The organism is Streptomyces asoensis (genome assembly GCF_016860545.1).
Classification (GTDB): domain Bacteria; phylum Actinomycetota; class Actinomycetes; order Streptomycetales; family Streptomycetaceae; genus Streptomyces; species Streptomyces asoensis.
Genome location: NZ_BNEB01000002.1, coordinates 1,143,509 through 1,168,477, shown reverse-complemented (window position 1 = coordinate 1,168,477; position 24,969 = coordinate 1,143,509). Strand labels below are relative to the sequence as shown.

The 24,969-nt window shown below is 75.1% G+C and carries 15 protein-coding genes; 11 read left to right on the top strand and 4 right to left on the bottom strand.

What is annotated here, in order from left to right:
* Nucleotides 1-22 precede the first annotated feature (22 nt).
* Nucleotides 23-2,809 carry a beta-L-arabinofuranosidase domain-containing protein gene (locus Saso_RS08175; protein ID WP_189922716.1) on the top strand — a complete coding sequence of 929 codons (2,787 nt, stop codon included), beginning with the start codon at nucleotides 23-25 and terminating at the stop codon, nucleotides 2,807-2,809.
* 51 nt (nucleotides 2,810-2,860) lie between these two features.
* Here Saso_RS08175 and Saso_RS08170 read toward each other — a convergent pair whose 3' ends face one another.
* Nucleotides 2,861-3,667, bottom strand: coding sequence for a LysR family substrate-binding domain-containing protein (locus tag Saso_RS08170; protein ID WP_189922718.1), 807 nt, complete (start codon nucleotides 3,665-3,667; stop codon nucleotides 2,861-2,863).
* A gap of 58 nt (nucleotides 3,668-3,725) precedes the next feature.
* Between Saso_RS08170 and Saso_RS08165 the strand changes: the two genes are divergently transcribed.
* Nucleotides 3,726-4,112, top strand: a complete 387-nt coding sequence (locus Saso_RS08165) for a DUF5997 family protein (protein ID WP_189922720.1) — start codon at nucleotides 3,726-3,728, stop codon at nucleotides 4,110-4,112.
* 30 nt (nucleotides 4,113-4,142) lie between these two features.
* Here the strand turns inward: Saso_RS08165 and Saso_RS08160 are convergent, their stop codons facing one another.
* Complete coding sequence (locus tag Saso_RS08160) at nucleotides 4,143-5,063, bottom strand: EamA family transporter (RefSeq protein ID WP_189922722.1); 921 nt, start codon at nucleotides 5,061-5,063, stop codon at nucleotides 4,143-4,145.
* Nucleotides 5,064-5,131: 68 nt separating this feature from the next.
* Between Saso_RS08160 and Saso_RS08155 the strand changes: the two genes are divergently transcribed.
* The 9 genes from Saso_RS08155 to Saso_RS08115 all read left to right on the top strand — a co-directional run bounded on the left by Saso_RS08155 (nucleotide 5,132) and on the right by Saso_RS08115 (nucleotide 22,854).
* The gene (locus tag Saso_RS08155) at nucleotides 5,132-6,013 is read left to right on the top strand and encodes a LysR family transcriptional regulator (protein WP_189922724.1); all 882 of its coding nucleotides are present in this window, start codon (nucleotides 5,132-5,134) and stop codon (nucleotides 6,011-6,013) included.
* A gap of 85 nt (nucleotides 6,014-6,098) precedes the next feature.
* Nucleotides 6,099-6,488 carry a cold-shock protein gene (locus tag Saso_RS08150; RefSeq protein ID WP_189922726.1) on the top strand — a complete coding sequence of 130 codons (390 nt, stop codon included), beginning with the start codon at nucleotides 6,099-6,101 and terminating at the stop codon, nucleotides 6,486-6,488.
* Nucleotides 6,489-6,805: 317 nt separating this feature from the next.
* Complete coding sequence (locus tag Saso_RS08145) at nucleotides 6,806-7,660, top strand: DUF4132 domain-containing protein (RefSeq protein ID WP_189922728.1); 855 nt, start codon at nucleotides 6,806-6,808, stop codon at nucleotides 7,658-7,660.
* Entirely contained in the window at nucleotides 7,657-12,657 is a 5,001-nt protein-coding gene (locus tag Saso_RS08140; protein ID WP_189922730.1) for a hypothetical protein, read from the top strand. Before Saso_RS08145 ends, Saso_RS08140 begins: the two co-directional genes overlap by 4 nt.
* 35 nt (nucleotides 12,658-12,692) lie before the next feature.
* Complete coding sequence (locus Saso_RS08135) at nucleotides 12,693-13,874, top strand: ATP-binding protein (protein WP_189922863.1); 1,182 nt, start codon at nucleotides 12,693-12,695, stop codon at nucleotides 13,872-13,874.
* Between the two features lie 5 nt (nucleotides 13,875-13,879).
* Nucleotides 13,880-17,581, top strand: coding sequence for a vWA domain-containing protein (locus Saso_RS08130; RefSeq protein ID WP_229901307.1), 3,702 nt, complete (start codon nucleotides 13,880-13,882; stop codon nucleotides 17,579-17,581).
* Nucleotides 17,578-19,599, top strand: a complete 2,022-nt coding sequence (locus Saso_RS08125) for a hypothetical protein (protein ID WP_189922732.1) — start codon at nucleotides 17,578-17,580, stop codon at nucleotides 19,597-19,599. The genes Saso_RS08130 and Saso_RS08125 overlap by 4 nt, the downstream gene beginning before the upstream one ends.
* 127 nt (nucleotides 19,600-19,726) lie before the next feature.
* Nucleotides 19,727-20,287, top strand: coding sequence for a DinB family protein (locus Saso_RS08120; protein WP_189922734.1), 561 nt, complete (start codon nucleotides 19,727-19,729; stop codon nucleotides 20,285-20,287).
* A gap of 116 nt (nucleotides 20,288-20,403) precedes the next feature.
* Nucleotides 20,404-22,854, top strand: coding sequence for a carbohydrate-binding protein (locus Saso_RS08115; protein ID WP_189922736.1), 2,451 nt, complete (start codon nucleotides 20,404-20,406; stop codon nucleotides 22,852-22,854).
* 73 nt (nucleotides 22,855-22,927) lie between these two features.
* Here Saso_RS08115 and Saso_RS08110 read toward each other — a convergent pair whose 3' ends face one another.
* A complete protein-coding gene (locus Saso_RS08110) occupies nucleotides 22,928-24,325 on the bottom strand; it encodes a cytochrome P450 (protein WP_189922738.1) in 1,398 nt (465 codons plus the stop codon).
* Nucleotides 24,326-24,525: 200 nt separating this feature from the next.
* Nucleotides 24,526-24,966, bottom strand: coding sequence for an OsmC family protein (locus Saso_RS08105; RefSeq protein ID WP_189922740.1), 441 nt, complete (start codon nucleotides 24,964-24,966; stop codon nucleotides 24,526-24,528).
* Nucleotides 24,967-24,969 lie beyond the last annotated feature (3 nt).

Genomic DNA, 24,969 nt, shown 5'->3' with positions numbered 1-24,969 from the left:
CTGTGGACCCGAGGAGCAGCACATGGCACCGCCCCTCACCCGACGCACCCTCCTGCGCAGCGCGATGCTCGCGGCGGCCGTTCCCGCGCTCCCCGCCGCGGCCGGCGCCGAAGCCCGCGCGGCCACGCTCCCGCCCCCGGCCGCCTGGACCCTCCTGCCCTTCGGCCTCGGGGACGTCGCACTCGGCCCCGGCGTCTTCGGCGCGAAGCGGCAGCTGATGCTCGACCACGCCCGCGGATACGACGTGAACCGGCTCCTCCAGGTCTTCCGCGCCAACGCCGGTCTCTCCACACTCGGCGCGGTCGCCCCCGGGGGCTGGGAAGGCCTGGACGGGGAGGCCAACGGCAATCTCCGCGGCCACTACACGGGTCACTTCCTGACGATGCTCTCGCAGGCTTGCGCGAGCACCGGCGAGCAGGTGTTCGCCGACCGGATCGGCACGGCGGTCGGCGCCCTGACCCAGGTGCGCGAGGCGCTGCGGCACGAGCCCGTGGTGCTGACCACCGAGGGCAGGTCCGGTACGGCCGTGGAGCACGTCCGCGGCTCCTACCGGTACGTCGACCTGCCGTCCGGCGTGCTCGGCGCCGCCACCGAGGTCACCCTCGCCGCCTGGGTGAAGCCCACGCACGACGCCGCCTGGACGCGGATCCTCGACTTCGGCAACGACACGACCCGCTACCTGTACCTGGCCTCCCGCAACGCGCGCGGGGTGCCCCGGTTCGCCGTCACGACCGGCGGAGCGGGCGCGGAGCAGGGACTCGAGGGGACGGCCGCGCTGCCCCTGAACCAGTGGAGCCATCTCGCGGTGACCCTCGGCGGGGGCACGGGCACCCTGTACGTGAACGGCACGGCCGTGGCGCGCAACACCGCGATGACCCTCACCCCGGCCGCCCTCGGCACCCTCACCGGTCACTGGCTCGGCCGGTCCCACTACGCCTCCGACCCCGTCTTCGCGGGCGCCTTCGGCGGCTTCGACGCCTGGTCGCGCGCGCTGACCGCCGCCGAGGTCACCGCCCTCCAGAGCGGCCGGGCCACCGGCGACCTCGTCTCGTACGCCTTCGACGAGACCTCGGGGAGCACGTTCGCGGACGCCTCGGGCCGCGGCCTGACCGCCACCCTGCGCCGCACCTGGGGCGGGCCGAGTCATCCAGGGTTCCTCGCGGCGTACCCGGAGACCCAGTTCATCCAGCTGGAGTCCATGACGGGCAGCGACTACACCAAGGTGTGGGCGCCCTACTACACCGCCCACAAGATCCTTAGGGGACTGCTGGACGCCCACCTCGCCACCGACGACGACCGGGCGCTCGACCTGGCGTCCGGCATGGGCGACTGGATGTACTCCCGGCTGTCGAAGCTGCCCGACGCCACGCTCCAGCGCATGTGGGGCCTCTTCTCCAGCGGTGAGTTCGGCGGCATCGTCGAGGCGATCTGCGATCTGCACGCACTGTCCGGCAAGGCCGAACACCTCGCGCTGGCCAAGCTGTTCGACCTCGACAAGCTCATCGACGCCTGCGCGGCCGACACCGACACCCTCGACGGACTGCACGCCAACCAGCACATCCCGATCTTCACCGGTCTGGTGCGGCTGTACGACGCGACGGGCGAGACGCGCTACTTCACCGCCGCGAAGAACTTCTGGCGGATGGTCGTACCGCACCGCATGTACGGCATCGGCGGCACGAGCACGGGCGAGTTCTGGAAGGCGCGCGACGTCATCGCGGGGACGATCGGCGCGAGCACCGCCGAGACGTGCTGCGCGTACAACATGCTCAAGCTGAGCCGGACGCTCTTCTTCCACGAGCAGGACCCCGCCTACATGGACTACTACGAGCGGACCCTGTTCAACCAGGTCCTCGGCTCCAGGCAGGACGCCCCGGACGCGGAGAAGCCGCTGGTCACGTACTTCATCGGGCTGGAACCCGGCCATGTGCGCGACTACACGCCCAAGCAGGGCACCACCTGCTGCGAGGGCACCGGCATGGAGAGCGCCACCAAGTACCAGGACTCGGTGTACTTCAGGGCCGCCGACGGCGGGGCGCTGTACGTCAACCTCTACAGCCCGTCCGTGCTGACCTGGGCCGAGAAGGGCGTCACCGTCACGCAGAGCACCGACTTCCCGCGCGAGCAGGGCACCACGCTCACCGTGCGGGGACGCACGGCCGCCTTCGCGCTGCGGCTGCGCGTGCCGTCCTGGGCGACGGCCGGCTTCCAGGTGACGGTCAACGGGCGCAGGGCCGGCGGGACACCCGTGCCCGGCAGCTACTTCACGGTGTCGCGGACCTGGCGGGACGGTGACGTCGTCCGCGTGACCATGCCCTTCCGGCTGCGGGTGGAGAAGGCCGCCGACGACCCGGCCCTCCAGACGCTGTTCCTCGGCCCCGTCAACCTCGTCGCCCGCGACCTTGCGACGACGTACCTGAAGTGCGGCCTCTACCGCGACGCGGCGCTCTCCGGCGACCTGCTGCCGTCCCTCACCGCGGTGAGCGGGAAGCCGTTGCACTTCACTCTCGACGGCACGGAGTTCGCCCCCTTCTTCGAGGGCACCGAGGATCCGACCCACGCCTACGTGCGGCGGGCCGAGCCCCGGATCGTGTTCGGGAACACCGACTCGGGTGTCGCCAACCCGGCGAAGGCGGACGGCACCACCCTGCTCGACGAGGTCTGGGCGGCGGCTCCCTTCGCCGGAAAGCCCGCACTGGTGGCACGGGTGCGGACCGTCGTGGACGCCTGGGTGGCCGCGGGACTGCTCGGCGCGGCCGACGGGGCGAAGGCGGTGAGCACCGCGAGCGCGGCGACGTACCAGCCCTGACGTGCGGGGACGCACCGCTGCCGGCGGCGGACCCGCGCCGCCGGTGGCGCGCTACGAACGGCGGCGGGGCTTTCCGCCGCCGGTACCGCGCCGGCCGCCGCCCTTCGCGGCCCCGCCCCTCGCCGCCCCGCCCTTGGCGCCCGCGCCGCGACCGCGGGCGGCGCCCTGGGCGGTGCTCCTGCGCGCGGCGCCGCCCGGCTGCGGCTTGCGCCGTTCGCCCTTGGGCGCCTCGGCCGGAGCCTGCCGGTCGCGGCCCCGCGTGCTGTTCACGGTGCGGCCCCGGACGATGCCGATGAAGTCCTCGACCAGGTCGGTGGTCGCCTCCTCCGGCCAGGCGAGGGCGACGTCCGACCCGGGAGCGTCGGCGACCGTGCGGTAGGTGAGGTCCCTGCGGTGGTGGAGGCGGGCCAGCGACTGCGGGACGACCAGGACGCCGATGTTCGCGGCGACCAGCTCGACGGCGTCCTCGGTGGTCGCCGGACGCTCGAAGGCGGGCTCGCCGGGCGGCCGCTCCCAGCCCATGACGTCGTCGAGGGGGTGCAGGACCACCTCGTCGGCCAGGTCGTCCAAGGTGATCTCCTCGGCCGCCGTGATCACGTGGTCCCTGGGCACCACGACGACGGTCGTCTCCGTGTACAGCGGGATCGCGCTGAACACCGTCCGGTCCACCGGGAGGCGGACGAAGGCGGCGTCGGCGGCGCCCTCGCGCAGGACGACGGAGGCCTCCTCGGCGGTCACCTGGAGGAGGGTGAGGGGGATGTCGGGCAGGCGCTCCTGCCAGATCCGCACCCACTTGGCGGGCGTCACTCCGGGGACGTACGCGAGCCGGAACGAGGGGGAATCCGCCGAGTCGGTCATCCCGCAAGGCTACCGGCTGTGGTCGGAGCCCTCCGCCGCGGCCGATACCCTGGACGGTATGAAGTCGCAGCAGAGCACCCAGACGATGAAGCCCGCCACCGCGGCGAAGAAGCTGGGTGTGCACCTCCCCGCCACGCCCGCCGAGTTCCAGGAGGGCGTCGTCTCGCGCGCCGAGCTGAACGAGCTCCAGGCGAACCCGCCCCGGTGGCTGGTCGAGCTGCGCGAGACCGGTCCGCACCCGCGTCCGGTGGTCGCGGCCAAGCTGGGCGTCTCCATCGCCGGCCTGGCCCGCGGCGGGGTGACCGAGGCGCTCACCACCGAGCAGATCGAGGCCATCAAGGACGCCGGGCCCGAGTGGCTGGAGAAGGAGCGCGCCACGCAGGCCGAGGTCCGCAAGGAGACCGTCCGCATCAAGAAGCGCAACGCGGAGCGCGCCGGGTCCTGACCCCGCCCCGCGCCCCGGCCGCCGGCGCGTTCACCGGCGCGGCACCAGGATGCTGAGCGCGTTGGCGCCGACGACGGCGCCGACGGCCGCCCAGTCGACGAGTCCGAGGTGCTGCCCGAGCCCGAACCGGCCGACCAGCGCCGCGAGCACCGGGTTGACGCTCATGAACAGGCCGAACGCGGCGGCGGGCACGAACCGCAGCGTGAGGAGATCGGCGAGGTAGGGCACCGCCGAGGAGAGGACCCCCGCGGCGACGGCACAGACGACGGCCTGGGCGGTCGGCGGGTGGCGCACCACCAGGACGACGCCCACCGGCAGGAACAGCACGGCCGACACGGCCGCGGCCGCCGCGGGGCCCTGGGCCCCCGGGACGCGTCGGCCGACCGTGCGGTTGAGCAGGATGTACGACGCCCAGCAGAGTGCGGCGAGCAGGCCGAGCCCCAGGCCCAGGTAGTCGGTGGAGGGCCGCGGACGCATCAGCGTGACCGCGCCCGCCGCCGCGATCAGCGCACAGCCCGCGTCGACCCGGCGGCGCGCGGCGGCCAGCGCTATGGCCAGCGGCCCGAGGAACTCCAGCGTCACCGCGAGGCCCAGTCCGACCCGGTCGATGGCGGTGTAGAGCGACAGGTTCATCGTCCCGAAGACCACGGCCAGCAGCAGGACCGGACCCCACTGCCGCCGGGTGAAGGACCGCGGACGGGGGCGGCCCACGGCCAGCAGGACGAGCGCGGCGACGTACTGGCGCACCGCGACGACCCCTACGGGTCCGAGCACGGGGAACGCGAGCGAGCCGATCGCCGCGCCGGTCTGGTTGGCCAGTCCGCTGCCGGCCATGGTGAGCACCCCTGCGAGGCGCAGCCGACCGCCGGGCCCCGCCTCGGGCACGGGAGCGGTGACGGTCGTCGTGGAGACGGGTGCGGGTGTGGGTGCGGGGACGGACGCGGCAGACATACCGGGATCGTCCTCCCCGCTCGGCCTTGCGCAAAATGCATGAGCAGCTTCATCTATACGCTGTAGTCATGGATCTGGGAGAGCGGGAGCCGGGGCCGGGACCGGATCTGCGGCAGTTGCGGTGCCTGGTGGCGATCGTGGACGAGGGCGGGTTCACCGACGCGGCCGCCGTGCTCGGCGTCTCGCAGGCGGCCGTGTCACGCACCCTGGCCTCGCTGGAACGGGCGCTGGGAGCAAGGCTGCTGCGGCGGACGTCGCGGACCGTGACACCGACCGCGACGGGGCTGCGGGTCGCGGCCCACGCGCGACGGGTGCTGGCCGAGGTGGACGCCCTCGTACAGGACGCGGCCTCGGGGCACACCCGGCTGCGCATCGGCTACGCCTGGTCGGCGCTCGGCCGCCACACCCTCGACTTCCAGCGCCAGTGGGCGGCGCAGCGCCCGGAGACCGACCTCCAGCTGGTGCGGGTGAACTCCGCGAGCGCCGGTCTCGCCGAGGGCGCCTGCGACATGGCGGTGGTCCGCAGGCCCCTGGAGGGCAGGCGGTTCGACTCGGCGATCGTCGGCCTGGAGCGGCGCCTGTGCGCGCTGGCCGCCGACGACCCGCTGGCCCGGCGCCGGTCGGTGCGGCTCGCCGATCTCGGCGGCCGGACCCTGCTCATCGACCGCCGGACCGGCACCACCACGCCCGAGCTGTGGCCGCCCGACGCCCGTCCCGCCACGGAGGAGACGCACGACGTCGACGACTGGCTGACGGTGATCGCCACCGGCCGCAGCGTCGGCATGACCGCCGAGTCGACCGCCAACCAGTACCCGCGGCCCGGCGTCGTCTACCGGCCGGTGCGCGACGCCGAGCCCGTGGCCGTCCGGCTGGTGTGGTGGCGTGACGACCCGCATCCCGCGACCCAGGCCGTGGTCGAGCTGCTCACCACGCTGTACCGCGCACCGTGATGCCCGGGTCGCCCGTGCCCCGCCGGTCTGACTACCATCTGGGCAGGTCCACCGATGTGGGTGTTCGAGGTTGCTGGGGGTTGGGATGGTCGCTGGTCGTGTGGTGCGCTTCGACAGTCAGCGCGGTTACGGTTTCATTGCACCCGACGACGGCGGGGAGGACGTCTTCCTCCACGTCAACGACATGCTGATGCCCGAGTCGCAGGTGCGCAGGGGCCTCGTCGTGGAGTTCGAGATCGAGGACGGTGAGCGCGGTCCGAAGGCCTCCGGGGTGCGGCTGGCGCGGGGTGAGGACGGCAAGCCCCTGGCCGCCGACGACGACGTGCTGTGCGACGTGCTCAGCACCGAGGAGTTCACCCGTGACGTCACCGAGGCACTCCTGACGGCGGCGCCCTCGCTCACGGGCGAGCAGATCGTCCAGGTGCGCGCCGGGCTGGCGCAGTTCGCCAAGAACCACGGCTGGGTCGAGGGCTGATCCGGAGTCCGGCCCGGGTCCCGGGACTTGTCCGGGGCCCGGGCCGAAGTCTCGTTCGGGGCTGGGCCCGAGGGGGCGCGCGGAGCTTGGTCCGAGGAGTCGCGCGGGACCTGGTCCGGCGGCTTGTTCCCGGGGTGGCGCGTGCGGTCGGTCCGCGGCACGAGCTGCTCCCTGAACGCCTCGAAAAGGGCGATTACCTGCGGTTTCCTCCCGACGGCGCACGGAGCGGCGCCCGTTGCGCCGTCTTCCCGGTCCCGTTGTCAGTGGCCTGATCTACAGTTCCCGTCACTTGATCACTGCGGGTGCGGGAGGCACACATGGGGTGGGTGTCGGCCGGCGACTACGAAGTCGCCCTCGACGACGGCAAGGTGGTGTGCCGCAACGCGGCGGGGCGGCGGTTGAAGTCCGTACCGCCCAAGATCGCCGACGAACCGGCCGTGGTGGGTCTGCGTCAGCTCACCGAATGGCTGGAGCGGCACGAACGGCAGTGCCTGGCCGACGTGGAGCGGTGGATGGTGCGCTCGCTGCCGGTGCCGTTCGCGGTCGTCGCGCAGGTGTGGCCCGACCCCGCCTGGCAGAGCGCCCTGCGCGACCTGGTCGTCACCGGGGCCGACGGCGAGGTGGCCGGGTTCCTGCGGGACGCCGACCCGGAGCGCGGCCTCGGACTGGTCGACCTCGACGGCGACACCGTCCGCATCACCCCCGACCTCGTCCGCCTCCCGCACCCCGTGCTCCTCGACGACCTGGAGGAACTGCGGGAGTTCGCCGTCGAGCTCGGCGTCGAACAGCGCGCGCAGCAGCTCTTCCGCGAGGTGTGGCGGCGCCCCGCGGCCCTCGACGCGGAGGGCACCTCGGTCGAGGAGTACGCCGGGGGCGCGTTCAAGGAGCAGCGGTTCCTGCACGGCAGGGTCACCCAGCTCGGCTACCGGGTGCGCGGCGGACACGCCGTCGTCTCCGTCCTGGAGGACGGCCGCACCGTCGAGGCCCGGGTCTGGGTCGGCGACTACGAGGGCTACCAGGAGACGGAGACCGGCCCGCTGGTGTTCACCGACGCCGCGGGCCGCGCGCTGAAGCTGGGTCAGGTCGGGCCGGTGGCCTGGTCCGAAGGCATGCGCATGGCCGCGGCCCTGTACGCCGGGCGCGACATCGAGGACGAGGAGCGGGTGGCATGACGACCTACGACGAGACCACCGCGGCGGCGCTGCTGGACGCGGGCGCCGTCCTCCCGCCGGGCACCACGACCCGCGAGGACGCCGACACCCTCACCGTCCGCAGCTACACCCACCCCGCGCTGGACGACCGGCGCGTCGTGCGGCTGGTGCCGGGCACCCTGGGCGAGGCCGAGGACCTGGCGCTGGACTTCCTCGGGCTGACCCGCGCGCCGCAGACCCCCGAGGTCGGCCAGGTGCGCCGGGAGACCCTCGGTTTCCCCGCCTGGGCGCTGGTCAACGACCCGGCCAACGGCCACCACGCGCTGGCCCTGGTCAAGGACGTGGAACGGCTGGCGCGGCAGGCCAAGTCCCGTCCCGGCACGGCCAAGGACGGCTTCGAGGAGCTGGGCACCCGGCTCGGCCGTGCGGTGCCGCACTTCCTGCCCACCTTCTACGAGCAGGCCGCCCGCGTCTTCCTCCAGTACGAGAACACCACGTACGCCTCCGCGTTCTTCGGCAAGGCCCGCGAGGCCGAGCGGGTGCACGCGCTGGAGGTGGACGAGGAGCGGCAGCGGGCCGTGTTCCTGGAGTTCGCCTTCGCCGGGGCGCTCACCGTCAAGGCGCTCAAGGAGCACGTCAAGGCCCTCGCGGCGCGGCTCGACGCGGGCGAGGCCTGGTCGCAGTTCCGGCAGCTGACGGTGGAGCGCTGCGCGGCCGGGATGCCGCCCTACGCCTCCCTGCCGCAGGACGCGCGCGGTCTCGTCAAGGCCGCGGGTCTGGACCGGGTCACCGAGGAGTGCGGCCTGGTCGCGGACCTGCTGTCCTCGCCCGCCGCGGTCCGGGCGCCCGCGTCCTTCTGGAACGCCTACCGGGCGACGCTCGCGGTCCTCGCCGAGCAGCGGCCCCAGGTGCGGGAGCGGCTGCTGGAGATCATGCCGGCCGGCCTCGGACGGTCCGTGGAGGACGACGAGTTCTGGCTGGCGCTGCTCACGGAGTGCGGGGCGGACCTGCTCCTCACCGGTGAGACGGCGAGCGACGTGGACCCGGCGGACTGGCTCGGCCGGTGGGCGCAGCACCGCAAGCACGGGGGCAACGTCAGCCGCCGTTCCCCGGCCACCCTGGCCCTGGTGGAGCGGATGGCGCCCCGGCTGCGCGACCTCGGCCGCCCCGTGGACCTGTGCACGGGCCGCTGGCACGCGGGCGCCGACCTCGACCTGCTGGACCTGTGCGCGGCGCGGGGCGTGCCGCTGCGGCTGCCCGCCGCCGACCAGGTGGTCTACCTGTCCCTGGACCGCTGGCTGCGCGAATCCCTGCCCGGCGCCCGCGACCTGACCGCCTCGGCGGCGGACCCGCGGCTGCGGCGGATGCTGTACACCGACATCGGCACCGTGGCCGGTCACCGCCCCGCGGCCGAACTGCTGGAGGGCCTGGCCGCCCACCCGGTCCTCGGCGACGTGCTGCGCGAGTGGCTGGACGACGCGGCCGGGGAACTCGCCGCGGCGGTCGGACTGCCCGCCGCGCGGGCGGCGCTGGAACGGCTGCGGCCCTTCCGCGCGGTCGCCGCCCGGGTCAGCCCGGCGGCCGTCGCCCGGGTCGCCGCGCACACGGTCGCACCGCTGCTCGGACACACGCTGCGCGCGGGTCTCCTCGACGAACTGGGCTGGCCCGCGCTGGACGAGGCGCTGCGCCGACTGGACGCCGAGACCCGGCGCGACCGCGACGACACGCTGAGCGTCAGCGAGGCCTGGCCCGCCCTGATCCTGGCCCGCGCCCACAAGGTGCTGGTCGTCGGCCCCGACGAGATCCTGCTGGAGCACGACCTGCGGCTGCCCGTCGAACTGGACCGCTGGCAGCGTCCGCGCTACCGCTACACCGACGGCGAACTCCTCGTCATGTGGCGGCAGGACGGCAAGCAGGTCGCCTACTGGTCGGGCCGCCCGGCCGACGTGTTCCCGCTCGGCGGAGAGCAGATCCCGCACTGGTACGGCGGCAATGACGCCGGAGAGCCCTCCGTCCCGCTGCCCGCGGGCGGCCGCGCCACCGGTGGCCGCACGCTGCACGCCGGTGACACCGTCCTGCCGCCGAGCCGCCGCGTCATAGGCGACGGCACCACCTACTGGCGCCAGGGCCGGCAGGGCACCCAGCAGGTGTGGCTCGAGTACGACCCGGCCACCGGTACCCACGGGCGGGCCTCCCTGCCCGCGTTCCTGTCGTCCGGCATCCGCGAGGACGCCAAACTGCTGCCGCAGCACTGCGAGGTGCTGCCGCTGCGCCCGGGCCTGGAGCGGAGCCCGTTCGGCACGGACGGCACCGTGCTCGGCCGCTGGGTGCGCACCGAGGGCGAGGGCGCCGACACCCGGACCGTCGCGGGTACACCGGACGGCCGGACGGTCGCCCTGCCGTGGACCGGCGGCCGGGCCCCGGGCGTCCTGCTCGGCGCGCTGCGCCTGCCCGGCGGAGCCGAACCGGTCGCCGTCGCACTGCACCGGCAGATCGCCCTGTACGCGGGCGACGACACGTCCGTCACCGGTGAACTGGGCCGGGTGACGCCGATGGAGCGCGGCGGCGAGTTCGCCGCGGGGACCCGTTTCGTCCCCCCGGTCGCCTTCTGGCACGCCCTGCGGCCGCGTGACGAGCGCGCGTCGGCGGTGCTGCGCGCGCTGACCGACGAGCGGGCGGCGGACCTGCTGAAGACGGCGGCCCAGGCGTTGATCCGGCGTCAGGAGCAGCTGGCTGCGGCCCGGCTGGTCGACGGGACGGCCGAGGCGGGTGCCGTCGTACCGCCCGCCGACGAGGTCGTCCGGGAGGTCGTGGCCGGGGCTCTGCCCGCGCTCGGTGACACCGACCTCGTCACCGGGGTGGCCGCGCTCGTGCGCGCGGCACTGCGGCTCGCGGAGTCGACCGCCGCCTTCGTGGCGCCTCCCGTCGAGCGCCCGCAGGCCGAACGGCGGCGCACCGACGGCATGTTCGCCGACCTCAGGCCCGAGCACGGCGACGACGCGACGCTGCGCGAGGCCACCACCGGCCTCGCCGAGCTGCACGGCTGGTGGGGCAGCGACGTCCGCTGGAACGCGCTGCGCCAGATCCGCGCCGTGAACCACGTGCTGTCCGGGAAGCCCGCCGACGGCAAGGTGCTGCCCGAGGCCGCCCGGGCCGCCGGAGCCTCCGACGGCTGGCAGAGCGACGGCTTCACGGTGCCGGGCATCGGCCTGGTGTGGACGCCGGTGCTGGACGTGCTGCGTCCGCTCGCCTACCGGGCCGCCTCCGCCACGGTGACCGAAACGCACCGTGAGGCACTGCTGCTGCTCCTGGAGGCGATCGCGGACGGACCGCTCGCCGGCGCCGGGGGCGCCCTGCGCGAGGTCGTGCTGAGCGAGCCGCAGGACAAGCAGGAGCGCGTCGGCCAGGTGCTGCGCCGGGACGGGCGTGTCGTGGTCGTCCTGGGCTGCCAGAGCGTGGACCGGCAGTCGGGACGGGTGCACTGGCTCGCCCTGGACCACGACCCGTCCGGGATGTTCGGGGCCGTCGCCCACTTCACGCTGGAGCGGGAGACCGCCCACCCGGCGCCGTTCCCCGCCGAGGCGCTGGCCGCCGTCACCGCTCTCGTCCGGGACAAGGGCCCGGCGCCCTGGCAGCCCGAGGCGCCCGCCGCCCTCGCCGCGGCGACCCGTGACGGCCTCGGCCCCATACAGGCCGCTCTGCTGCTCGCCGGGAAGCCCAAGCAGCTCACCGCCGAAGTGGCGGCCGCCACCGGGCTGAAGCCGCGTCAGAAGGAGCTCGGCGACGCCCTGCTGTCCACGGTCGGCGGCGGTGACCGGGCCGCCCTGGTCGGGGCGCTGCTGCCCGCGAACCCCGGCGACCTGTGGACGGCCGGTCCCGACACGCAGGCCGCGGGCCGGGTGTGGGCGGAGCGGCTGGGCGAGGTCGTGCGGCTGCCCGAGGACCTCGCCGCGGAACTCTCCCTCGGCGGTCTGCCCACCGGCTCGGCCGAGCAGGTCCTCAACCCGGGGCTGACCGCGTGGATCGGCCGCACCACGGTGCAGCGGCCGGACAAGGACGGCAACCTGGTCGCGGAGGACCCCTCGGCGGTGCCCGGACGGCACCACCTGACGGGCGCCGTGACGGCCCTCGCCGCCCTCGCCTACGCCCTTCCGTACGGGCACCCCCTGCGGTCCGTGCTGCCGGAGAGCCTCGCCGCCCTGCGCCGGCGCGTCGCCGATCCGGGTCTGCTGATCGACCTGGACGTCGCGTGGACGGAGAAGGGATCCTCCACCGCGGTCGAGCTGCGCAAGGCGTACGGGCTGCCCGCCACCGGGGGCGCCGACGCGCACGGTCTCACGCACGTGGGTCAGGCGCTGGTGCTGCGCCCCTGGTACGGCGACCAGGAGACCGTCCTGGTCCGGCCGGGCGCGCTGAAGACGCCCGACGACCCCGTCTTCGGTCTGCTGGAGGGGCTGGTCGGGCCGGGACGCGGCGAGGGCATGTGGGCCCTGCGCACCGTCCTCGGCGACGAACTGGCCCGCGCGCTCGCGGCGGACAGCGCCCCCGGCGGGGCCGCCGGACACGCCCAGGACCCCGCCTTCAGCGTGCCGGAGCTGGTCGCCGAGGTAGCCACGCACCACGGCCTGGCCGAGGACGCTGCGGCGCTCTACCTCCAGTTGCTCGCCCTGCCCGACCCGACGGACCGCAACCGCGCCCGCTGGACCGGCTGGAAGCCCGCCCGGGCGAAGAAGGCGCGCACCGAACTCGCGGCGAGCGGCCTGGTCGTCGAGGCCAAGAGGGCCCGCGCCGGACGCACCCTCTTCCTGCCGTGCGGCTGGCTGGACCTGAGGTCTCCCGCGCTCCCGGTCGAGAGCTGGAAGGAAGGCCTGTACACCGTCCGCGCCTACTCGGGCGTGGTGCCGCTGGTGCCCGTGCCCGAACTGTTCGCCCGGGCCTGGGACCGCGTCCGCTCCGGTGACGCCCCCGCCTACGAACAGCTCACCACCCGCGCGACCCGCAAGGGGCGCCGCCGATGACCACCGACCGGTCCTACAGGGAAGAGCGCGCCCGGATGACCACCACCGCCCCGTTCCCCGGCTCCGCCGGACCCGTCCGCCAGGTCGTCCCGCCGGAGGAGCGGTACGCCGACGAGCTGGCGTTCCTGGCCGCGTACGACGACGGGCCGCGCCCGCCGGCCTGGCGGCTCACCCCGCGCGCCGTCGTCACCTTCGTCATGGGCAGCGACGGCCGTGCCCTGAAGCTGCCCGACGACGCCGAGGCACCCGAGGGCGTGCCGCGCCGGCTGGTCGTGGCGGGGAAGTTCGTCGGCGACCGGGCGCTGGTGGAGCGGTGCGTGGTCACGCTCGCCGGCGAACGCGGGCTGCTGCTGGTCGGCGAGCCCGGCACCGCCAAGTCGATGCTGTCCGAGCTGCTGTCCACCGCGGTGTGCGGCACCAGCGGGCTGGTCGTGCAGGGCACCGCCGGTACGACCGAGGACCAGCTCAAGTACGGCTGGAACTACGCCCTGTTGCTGGCGCAGGGGCCGAGCCGGCAGGCGCTGGTCCCCTCGCCGGTGCTCACCGCCATGTCGCGGGGCGCCGTCGCCCGGGTCGAGGAGGTCACGCGCTGTCTGCCCGAGGTGCAGGACGCTCTGGTCTCGCTGCTGTCGGAGCGGCGCATCGCCGTACCCGAACTCGCGGGGACGCCGGACGCGCTGGCGCACGCGGCGCCCGGCTTCAACCTCATCGCGACGGCCAACCTCCGGGACAAGGGCGTCTCGGAGATGTCCGCCGCCCTCAAGCGCCGCTTCAACTTCGAGACGGTCGGCCCGATCCCGGACCTCGACGCCGAGACGGCGCTGGTGCGGAGCCAGGCGCGCGCCTCGGTGGAGCGGGTGGGGGCGTCCTTCCAGGTCGACGACGCCGTGCTGGAGGCACTGGTCACCGCGTTCCGTGATCTGCGGGAGGGCCGGTCGGCGGAGGGCTGGGAGGTCGAGCGGCCCTCCACGGTGATGAGTACCGCGGAGGCGGTGTCCGTCGCGGGCGCGCTGGCGCTGGCCGCGGCGTACTTCCCGGGCGACCGTGATGTGCTGGGGCTCCTTCCGGGGCATCTGCTGGGCGTGGTCCGCAAGGACGACCCGGCCGACGCGGCGCGGCTGCGCGGCTACTGGGACGGGCCCGTCCGGCGCCGTGCCGAGCAGGGTTCCGCCACCTGGCGCACCCTGTGGGACCTGCGCACCGTCCTGGAGGGCTGACGGCCGTGTCCCCGCACCCCAGCGCTCCGGACTCCGTGAGCCGGCCCCTCTCCCCGGACGAGGCCCTCGCCGACCTCACCGACCCGGCCGCGCCCTTCCTCATCGGCGTACGGCACCACGCGCCCTCCCTGGCCGCGGCGGTGCCCGCGCTGCTGGACGAGGCGAAGCCCGACGTGGTGCTCGTCGAGCTGCCCGCCGAGATGCAGGAGTGGCTGCCCTGGCTCGGGCACGAGGAGACCCGGGCCCCGGTGGCGCTCGCCGCCGCGCCCGCGGACGGCACGGGCGCCGGGAGCCCGGCGTTCTATCCGTTCGCCGACTTCTCGCCCGAGCTGGCCGCCGTCCGCTGGGCCGCCCGGCACGGCGTCCCGGTCGTCGCCTGCGACCTGCCGCTCGCGGACCGGGCGTGGGGTGCGGGACGCGACGGCACCGTCCCGGCCGGGGCCCCGGGGCTCGCCGTCGCGCTGCGGGCCCGGCTCACCGGCCGTGCCGGGGACGACCTGTGGGACCGTCTCGTGGAGGCCACCGCCCCGGGCTCCCCGCCCGAGGCGGTGCGCAGGGCCGCACTGCTGACGGGGTGGGCGCTGCGGACGGACGCGGCCGCGGCCGGCGGTGTGCCGGAGCTCGACCTGCGACGCGAGCGATGGATGCGGTCCCGGATCGCCGAGGCCACCGCGCGGGGCGAGCGGGCCGCCGTGGTGGTCGGCGCCTTCCACGCACCGGCCCTGACCGCACCGGCCCGCGCCGGGTACGAGGCCGCCACCGCCCTCGCGGACGACCCCGCCGCCCGGGACACGGGGAGCGCTCCGGGGGAACGCGGCCCGGATCGGACGGGACGTGAACGCGGCGGCCAGCGGGCCGGGGCCGGGTGGACGACCTCGCTGATTCCGTACGCCTACGCCCTGCTGGACGAGCGCTCCGGGTACCCGGCGGGGATCCGGGATCCGGAGTGGCAGGACATGGTGCTGCGGGCCGCGGGCGACCCGGCGGCGCTGGAGGAGGCGCTGACGCGGGCGGCCGTGCGGGTGTGCGCGCAGTTGCGGGACCTCGGGCATCCGTCCGGCCCGGCCGACGCGCGCGAGATCACCCGGCTGGCCTGTGACCTGGCCCGGCTGCGCGGGCTGCCCGCCGCGGGCCGGGGCGAGCTGGTCGAGGCCGTGCAGACGGTGCTCGCACAGGGCGAGCCGTACGGGCGGGGCCGCGCCGTGGCGCGGGCGATGGAACGGGTGCTGGTCGGTACGCGCACCGGTCGCCCGGCGCCGGACGCGCCGCGCAGCGGCCTGGTGCCGGCGGTCGAGTCCGAGGTGGCGGCGCTGGGTCTGCCCGGCCCCGAGGACGCCTCACGGCCGGCACGGGACCTACGGCTCGACCCGTTGCGCTCCGACCTCGACCGGCGCCGTGAGCTGCTGCTGCGCCGTCTGACGGTGTGCGGGGTGCCGTACGGAGAGGCGCGCGAGGTCGTGGGCGCGGGCGGCGCCGAGGCCCTCACCTCGCGCTGGGAGGTGCGGTGGACTCCGGCGACGGCCGCCATGCTGACCGCTGCCGGGGTGCGCGGGGTGACCTCGGCGCAGGCCGCGGAGGGCGTGCTGCGCGAGCGCCGGCGTGCCGAGGAGGACGCGGGCGGATCGACGGCGGCGCAGGTCCTCGAAGGGCTCGCCCGAGCCGCCGAGTGCGGTCTGCCCGCGCTGGCGGACGAACGGCTCGACGACCTGGCCGAGGTGCTTCCTCCGGCCGGCACGCTGCCCGAACTCCTCGCCGGGCTGGCCCTGTCGGACCGTCTGCGGGCCGGTCACGTGCCGGGCCTCGGCGCCGACGCGGACCGTGCGGAGCGGGCGGCCGCCGTGGCCGAGCTGCTCACGACGGCGGCCGTACGGCAGGTCGACGGGCTGACCGGTTCCGAGGACCCGGCCGACGCGCACGCCCTGCTCGAACTCGCCCACCGGGCCGACCTGCTGGGCGGTATCCGGCTCACCGACGCCCTGGCCCGGCTCGCCGCCGACGGCTCCCCGTTGATGCGGGGCGCCGCCGGGGCGGTGCGGGTACTGCTCGGGCAGGAGGACGCGCGGGTCTTCGGCGACCGGGTCGCGTCCTGGGTGGACGGCGCCGTCGACGCCGATTCGCGGTCGGCTCTGACGGCCCGTCTGGGCGGGCTGCTGACCGCCGCGGGCCCGCTGCTGGAGGCGGCCGCCCCCGCCCTGGAGCCCCTGCTCGGCAGGATCGCCGGACTGCCCGACCGGGAGTTCCTCGACCGGCTGCCCGCCCTGCGGGGCGGTTTCGAGACCCTGAGCCCCGCCTCCCGCGACCGCCTCCTCGCGGCCGTCGAGGAACGCCTCGGCACGGGACGCGTCGCCGACACCGGCGGGCTCGACCCGGCCGCGCTCGCCGTCTGGGCGGGCGCGGACCTCACGGCGCACGCCACGCTGCGGTCGCTGAAACTCCTGCCGGCACCTGTGCCGGTACCGGGGCCCGCGCCTGCGCGGGGCGCCGACGAACCGACCCCGGACGGCCCGGCGCAGGCCCCCGTCGCCCACGGCGGCGAGGCCGGGCCCGACGAGGCGGCGCAGAAGGGCACCGACCGGTCGGAGCCGGCCGGGGAGGACCGTCAGCTCGCGCCCGCGGACCGCTGGCGGCTCCTGCTGGGCCGCAGGAGCGACCGGCTCCCCCGGTCCGCGCGCGCGTTGGCGACGGCTCTGGACGAGCTCTACGGCAGCGGGCGCGGCGAGGGCAGCCGCGGCGATCTGACGGGCCCGGGAGCCGGCGGCGGCCGCGAGGCGCCGTACCCCGGAGTACGGGAGTGGTCGCAGGAGCTGGCCGCGTTGTTCGGGCCCGGCATCCGCGAGGAGGTGCTCGCGGCGGCCGCCGCGTCGGGCCGCCGGGACGTGCTCACCGAGCTGGACGCGGACAGCGTCCGCCCCTCGGTCGATCTGCTGCGCACGGTACTGCGGCACGCGGGCGGACTGCCCGAGGCCCGGCTGGCGGCGCTGCGCCCGCTGGTGCGCCGGCTGGTCGAGGCGCTGACGCGGGAACTGGCCACCCGGCTGCGCCCCGCCCTGCACGGCACGGTCCTGCCCCGTCCCAGCAGGCGTCCCGGCGGCGGGCTCGACCTGCCGCGCACCCTGCGCGCCAATCTGGTGAACGCCCGGCGCGGCGCGGACGGCACGGTCCAGGTCGTCCCCGAACGGCCGGTGTTCCGCACCCGGGCACGACGGGCCGCCGACTGGCGGCTGATCCTCGTCACCGACGTCTCGGGATCCATGGAGGCGTCCACGGTGTGGGCCGCGCTGACCGCCTCGGTGCTGGCCGGGGTCCCGACGCTGTCCACGCACTTCCTGGCCTTCTCCACGGAGGTCATCGACCTCACCGATCAGGTCGAGGACCCGTTGTCGCTGCTGCTCGAGGTCAGCGTGGGCGGCGGCACGCACATCGCCGCGGGTCTGCGGCACGCCCGTGAGCTGGTCACCGTGCCGTCGCGGACGCTGGTCGTGGTCGTCAGCGACTTCGAGGAGGGCTATCCGCTCGGCGGACTGCTCGGCGAGGTACGCGCGCTGGTGGGCGCGGGCTGCCATGTCCTGGGGTGCGCGAGCCTCGACGACACGGGCCGGCCGCGCTACTCCACGGGCGTCGCGGGCCAGCTCGTCGCCGCCGGCATGCCCGTCGCCGCCCTCAGTCCGCTGGAACTCGCCCGCTGGGTAGGGGAGAAGATCGCATGAGCCCGGACCTGCTGCCCCCGGTGGCCCCGGACGTCACCGCCGGACTCGTCGAGGCGCTGTCGCCCCGTCTGCGCAAGCGGCTGGACGCGGGCATCGCCAAGCTGGCGACCCGCCCGGTGACCCGCGAGGGGGACACCGTACGGATCGCCGTCGACGACGACACCGACCTCGAACTGCACGCCCCCGGCGGCTCGGTGACCAGTGCCGACGCGATCCGCTGCGGTTGCCTGCTGGCACCGGACTGCCTGCACCGCGCGGCGGCGGCCTCGGCCGCGCCGATCGCCGAAGACGCCGAAGACACCGACACCGACACCGACACCGACACGCGTACCGGCACCGGCACGCCCGACAACACCGCCGCCGCGCCCTCCGGCAGCGCCCCCGCCGACGGCTCAGGCACCACCGCCGACGGCAGCGCACCCGACGGCACCGCACATGACGGCATCGCCCCCACCGGCCCCCCATCTGCCGGCAATCCGACCGTCGGCGCGTCCGGCAACAGCCCGGACGGCGCGTTCGGCAGCGCACCCGCCGCCCCTGACGGCGACACCTCCGTCACCGCGCACGGGCGCACCCGCACCCGCACGCCCCTCGACGCTCCTGGCGGCCCGTCACGGCGGCAGGGTGACGCGGTGGCGGCGCCACCGGTTCCCGAGACCGTCCCACCGGCACAACTCGACGCCGCCCGGGCCGTGTTCGACGCGGCCGCGGCCGTCCTCGAAGCCGGGACCGACGGATCGGGCGCCGTGGTCCAGGCGGCCCTGCTGCGCGCCGCGCACACCGCGCGGCTCGCGGGCCTCCCCCGGATCGCCGCCTCCGCCGTCTCCGTGGTCAACGGGACACGCGCGGCCCGCACCGCCGACCCGGCGCACCGGCTGGCCGCTCTCGCCGAGGCCCTGCGCACCGTGCTCGGCATGGCGCACCGCCTGCCGTTCGCGACCGGCGCCGACCTCGCCGAACTGCGCGGCACCGTCCGCATGCCGTACACCCCGGACGGTTCGCTTCGGCTGTACGGACTCTTCTCCGAACCCGTCCTGACGACCACCGGTTACGCGGGCGCGGTCACCTGGACCACCGACGCCGAGGGCCGCCTGTACACCGTCTCCGACGTGGCTCCCGGCGGACCGGGCCGGGCGACCGGCGCCGCCGACCGGACCGTACGGATCGGCGACACCGCCCTGACCCACCGCGAGCTGTCGCGCGCGGGCCTCGCGGTGTCCGGCGCGACCGTGTCCCCGACCGGCCGCCTCGGCGCGGGTGCGGGGGTGCGGGCGGTCCGCGCGTCGGGCGCCGAGTGGACCGCCGAGCCGTTGGACCGGCTGTGGACCGTACCGGTCGCCGAACAGGTCGCCCGCGCCCTGGGCGGCGGTCATGAACTGCTCTTCCTCGACGTCACCCTGGGGGGAGCGGTCCGCGGGAGCACGGGGGACGACCTGCTGGCCGAGTGCGACGGGCTCGCGGTCAGGCTCGCCACGGCCCACGACGACCCGGCGCTCCCCTACCGCGACAACCTCCGCCTCCTGTCCGCCGTCGGGGGCACACGGCTGCGTGTCGTCGCACGTCTCGTGCCGGGGCCGCTCCCCCGGGCCCTGCTGCTCGCCGCCGGGCACCCGTCCAGCCCAGGAACCCGGCTGGACCTGGGACTGGACCGGCTCCAGCACGCGGACCTGCCCGCGGCAGCGGCCCCGGTCGCCGCCGAGGCCCCGCAGGCGGACGAGGCGCCGCTGCACCTCCTGCGCCGCCGTGTGCACCAGGCCGTGTCGGGAGGTCGCCGGGTGCTGGCCTTCCCGGACAGCGGAGCGGGTGACGGGGGCCGGCTGCGGAGCGTCGGCCTGGCCACCGCGGCCGATCTGCTCGACGAGCTGCGGTCCGCGGCGGCCGACCGCTCACGGGACGCCTTCGGCCGGCTGCTCCCCGCGGACCCGGGTCGCTTCGCCCGCGCCTGGCTGGCGTCCGCCGTCTACACCGACGAGGTCGAGCGGGCGCTGTGCGCGGCGGCCTGGGGCGCGCCACACTGAGGGCGGGGACGACGACATGAAGGCGGGAAACGTCGCCCGGACGCGGCCCGTCTAGGACAGGATCTGACCTCTATCGCTCCTAACGTGGTGCTCGACCGCGGAACGGCACTCACGGAAGCAGGCCCACATGAGCAAGCACACCCCCCTCGACGAGACCGCGGCGGCACCGGCAGCCACCGTCGGCGGCGAGCGCGCCGACCTGCTGGAGTCGCTCGCCAAGCAGCGGCACTTCCTGCGCTTCACCACCCGCGATCTCACCGACGAGCAGGCCGGGTTGCGGACCACGGCGAGCGAACTCTGTCTCGGCGGCCTCATCAAGCACGTCACCTCGACGGAGCGGAACTGGGCGGCCTTCATCGTGGAAGGGCCGTCGGCGATGGGCGACTTCGACCAGATGACGGACGAGGACTGGGCCCGTCGGGCCGACGAGTTCCGGATGCTGCCCGGTGAGACGCTGGCCGAGGTCCTGAAGGAGTACGAGGAGGTGGCGGACCGTACCGACGCGCTGGTCGCTTCGCTGCCCGACCTGAACGCGGGTCACCCGCTGCCGAAGGCACCGTGGTTCGAGGCGGGCGGCTGGTGGTCGGCCCGCCGGGTCCTGCTGCACATCGCCGCCGAGACCGCCCAGCACGCCGGTCACGCCGACATCATCCGCGAATCCCTGGACGGCGCGAAGAGCATGGGCTGAGGCCCCCGGCCGACGGCCCGGCGCCGACGCCCGGGCCGTCCGGCGCGGGGCCGTCCGCCACCTGAGCCACCCACCACCCCCTTGACGGCCCTGGCGCGGCCGATCAGAATCCCCGCATGGATGTGACCGGTCACACCTCACCCGCCGCCCTGATCGTCGACCTGACCGTCTCCGAGGGCCCGGTGCTGCTCGGCGCCAACGGGGCACTGTACGGGCTGGGCGACGACGGGGTGCCCGGTGACGCCGTGCTCGCCCCGCTCAAGATCACCAGCGTGACGCAGAAGCCGGAGGGCGGCGCGCAGCACCCCAACGGCGACGCGCTCTCCGTCGCCGGGGCGTTCTTCCGCAACGGCGGCGGCAAGATCTACGTGATGATGCAGGACGTCCACGCCCGGTGGCCGTACGAGAACCTCGGGATCGACGACTACCTCTCCAAGATCGACAAAATCGTCGGGGACGTGTCCGCGCACCCGCACAAGGACCGCTTCGTCCACATCCCGTTCAACGAGCCCGACTGGATCTGGTACGACCTCGGGGTCGACGACCGGGCAGCCTACGAGGCCAACCGGGACCGGTTCTTCGAGGACTGGCGGGCCGTGTACCGCCGCATCCGCGCGCTCGACCCCGACGCGAGGATCGCGGGACCCAACGAGACGGGCTACCACTCCCGCCTGATGAGCGACTTCCTGGCCTTCGCCCGGCGGGAGGACGTACTGCCCCAGGTGGTGACCTGGCACGAGCTGAGCCCGGATTCGCTGCGGGACTTCCAGCAGCACCACGACGACTACCGTGCGCTGGAGCGCGGGCTGGGCATCGCGCCGCTGACGATCAGCATCGACGAGTACGCCAACCGCCGTGACCTGTCGGTGCCGGGACAGCTCGTGCAGTGGGTGTCGATGTTCGAGCGGAACAAGGTGTACGCCAACCAGGCCTACTGGGACGCCGCGGGCAACCTGGACGGCAACGTGGTGCACACCGGCATCCCCAACGGCGGCTGGTGGTTCTTCCGTTGGTACGCCGGACTGACCGGCGAGACCGTCGCGGTGACGCCGCCGCGGCCGCACACCGCCGACACGCTCCAGGCGCTGGCCTGCCTCGACACCTCGCGCCGTCAGGTCCAGGTGCTGCTGGGCGGCTCGGACGGCGACACGGACGTCGTGGTCCGCGGCGTTCCCACGACCCTCTTCGGCCGTTCGGTCGTCGCGGTCGTCGCCGAGGCCGCCTGGTCGGGTTACGAGGGCCCGCACGCCGCGCCGCGGGTCATCGCCCGTACCGTCCTCGCGGTCGCGGCCGACGGTTCGGTGACCGTCCCGCTGCGGGGCGGGCGGCGGATGTCCGCCTACCGGGTCGTCCTCGTGCCGGGCGGCACCGGCGCCCCGGCCGCCGCCTGTGTCCCCTGGTCGGCGTCGTACGAGGCCGAGGACGCGGAGATCACCGACGGCGAGGTCCGCACCCTCGGGACGGTGGCCGACGCCAACGGCTACGCGGCCTCCGGCAGCAAGGACGTCGGCCCGCTCGGCTCCGCCTCCAGCCGGGTGGACCTCACGGTGACGGTCCCGGCGGACGGGACGTACGACCTGGCAGTCCTGTACGGCAACGGATCCGGCGCCCCCGCGACCCAGGAACTGCTCGTCGACGGCGCCGGCCCGGTCACGGTCACGTACCCGTCCACGCAGAACGCGGCCCACCGCGGCCGGACGGAACTCCCGGTCCCCCTGACGGGCGGCACCCATGTGCTGACGCTGGCCAAGGGCGAGGGCGAGGTCACCCTCGACCGCGTCGACCTCACCGCGCGCACCGCGGAGCCGGTGGTGTCGTACGAGGCGACACTCGCCGACATCGGCGGCGATCCTTCGTACGACTACGCCTCGTCCGCCGGAACGGGCACGGGCGCCCTGGTCCTGCGGGAGGGCGACCGGGCCGTCTTCGACGTCTACGCGCCCGGGGACGGCTACCGCACGTTCCTGCCGAGGGCCTCGGCGGCGGTGCGGCTCACGGTGCACGGCGAACGGGTGACGGCCGAGCCGGACAGGCCCCTGAGGCTGTTCCTCGTGGCCGGGAACAACCGCGTGACCGTGACCGCGCACGGCGCCGCCGTACGTTCCCTCGACGTCTCGGACACGGGTACGACGGACGGCGTCCTCCGGTACGACGCGTCGGCCGCCACGCTCACCGGCGGGGCCCGGCTGGAGGCGTCCCCCCATGCCCCCGGGGGCGCCTGTGTCGCCGGGCTCGGCGGCAGTCCCGCCAGCGCCGCCGAGTTCACGGTGCACGCACCCGGGTCCGGCCGCTACGTCCTGGTGGTGCACTACGCGCACGACGACCGGCGCGACAACGGCCACGCCTACAACACCGACATCATGTCCCGTACGGCGGACCTCACCGTCGGCGCCGGAGCGCCCACGCGTCTCACGTTCAAGAACACCTGGAGCCGGGACGACTACTGGACCCTGGGCGTCGCCGTCGAGCTGCGCGCGGGCGCCAACGCCGTGACGTTCCGCAACCCGTCGGGCCCGGCCCCCTTCATCGCCCGCGTGGAAGTGGGCAGGGTCCTGCTGCGGCCGTAGCCGCACACCGACCCGGGCCGCGCCCGGCCGCCGGACTCAGCGGCCGGGCGCGGCGCGGGATCAGCGGCCGGGTTCAGCGGCCGACGCCGATCAGCCCCGTCAGATAGCTCCACAGCGAGGAGCGCTGCCGGACCTGCGGATCGGGCAGTCCGGTCGCCGCGGACTCCGCGTCCGGGACCGGCGCGGGCGGCGGCTCCGGCGTCGCGGCGAGTTCGTAGCGCACCGGCAGGGAGCGCAGCCCCCGCATGAAGGGCGAGGAACGCCAGGGCAGTTGGTCGACGGGCAGGGCGAGGTCCAGGTGGGTGAGCCGCTCGAACAGCCGGCCCACGCCGACCGCCGCGACCGTCGACGCCAGCTCGCGCGCCGGGCACTGGCGGGGTCCGGCGCCCCAGGCGAGGTGCGCCCGGGTGCTGGTGGTGGCCGACTCCACGGCACCGGCGAAGAGCGGATCGGCGTGCGCCGCAGCCGAGGAGACCCACACCGGGTCCCCCGCCCGGATCGTGTAGTTGCCGAGCGGGGTGTCCTCGGCCGCGAAGCGCGGCACGAAGTTCACCAGCGGAGGCTTGCGCATGACGACCCGGTTCATGCTCTCCCGGACCATGCCGGCGGACAGGCTGGCCCGGACACCGCCCTCCCCCGAGATCACCTCGACCACCGTGTTGGAGATGAGGATGCCGACGTGGTCGGAGGTCATGCCCAGCAGCATGAACAGCTCACGGGCCAGCTGGTCGAGCGACAGGTCGGGGTGTGCGGCCAGCAGGTAGGAGGGGAAGTCCTCCCCGGGATTCTCCCGCTTGCCCGCGCCCAGCTCCGCCAGCGCCGCCAGCAGCCGTTCCAGGGCGGGCTCCGCGTCCGGGCCGGCGTCCAGTACCCGCCACATGTCCATCAGCGCGTCGTCGCCCTGCGAACCGGGGAAGCCGAGCAGGTGGCTGGCCACCATCAGCGGCAGCGGCCGGGCGAACTGGGCGGACAGGTCCGCCCAGCCCGTGCCGCCGGCCCGGCCCACCAGACTGATCAGTTCGTCGGCGTACGCGGTGACGGCCGTCTTCAGCCGCTTGGCCTGCGGGTGGCGCGGGTCCTGGAACGGCTTGAGGGCCGCGTCCCACGCCGTCCGCAACGGCCGGTAGTCCGGGCCGCCCTGGATCAGCACGTGGTTGACCTCGAGGGACGGAGCGAGCGGCCAGTCGGCCGGCACCCTGCCCTCCGAGCGGGCCCGCCAGTTCTCCAGCCCCTTGGGCCATCCGGCGTCGTTCTGGAGCACCTCGAGCGACTCCCGGTAGCCCAGCACCAGCCAGGCGGGGACGCCCAGAAGATCGACCGGCGCGACCGCGCCGTGCCGCTGCCTGAGCCTCTCGTACACGAGCGAGGGGCGGGTCTCGTAGTCCCGGGTCAGCAGCGGTTGCGGAGCCAACGCCTCCAGCCGCTCACCGTCCAGGTCCACGGATCTGCCGTCGCCCACCTGCGATTCCATCGCTCTGCCGCCCCTCCGCCACGCCCCGTACCGGCGTGCCCTCCCCGGAAACCGGAACCGGACGGACCTTATCCCAGGACTCCCCCGCGGTGAACGACGGGGGCACGGCGTCCTGTTGGCATCCGTGGAGGATCCCCGGGCCCCGTGGCCGCGCCCGGCACCGGCCCGCGCGCGACGAGCCGGTGGGGCGGCCGGTCGGGTCAGGCCTGTGCGATCGTCGCGGTGACCGGCGTGCCGATCTCGACGGTGCGGCTGACCGTGCACAGCCGGTTGTGGGACACCGCGACCGCCCGGGGCAGGATCGTCCGCGCCCGGTCACCCGCCGCGCCGTCCGGGAAGCCGACGGAGAAGGTGACCGCGAGGTCGGTCAGCCGGTTGCCCAGCTCGTCGCTGATCTTGTCGCCGGTCACGGTGACGGTGAACGCGGCGGGCTCGGCGTGCCGGGCCGTGGCGACGTCGACGTCGGCCGCGGTGCAGCCGCCGAGCGCCGCCAGGAGCAGTTCGACCGGGGTGAAGTCGGTGCCGCCCTCGGTGTCGGCGCCGGTACCGAAGGCGAGGGTGCCGCCGCGGGCGTTCGTCGCGGTGAACCGGCCGGGGCCGGTCCGCTCGATGCTGACGTGACGCAGGGAGTTTTCGCTCATGGC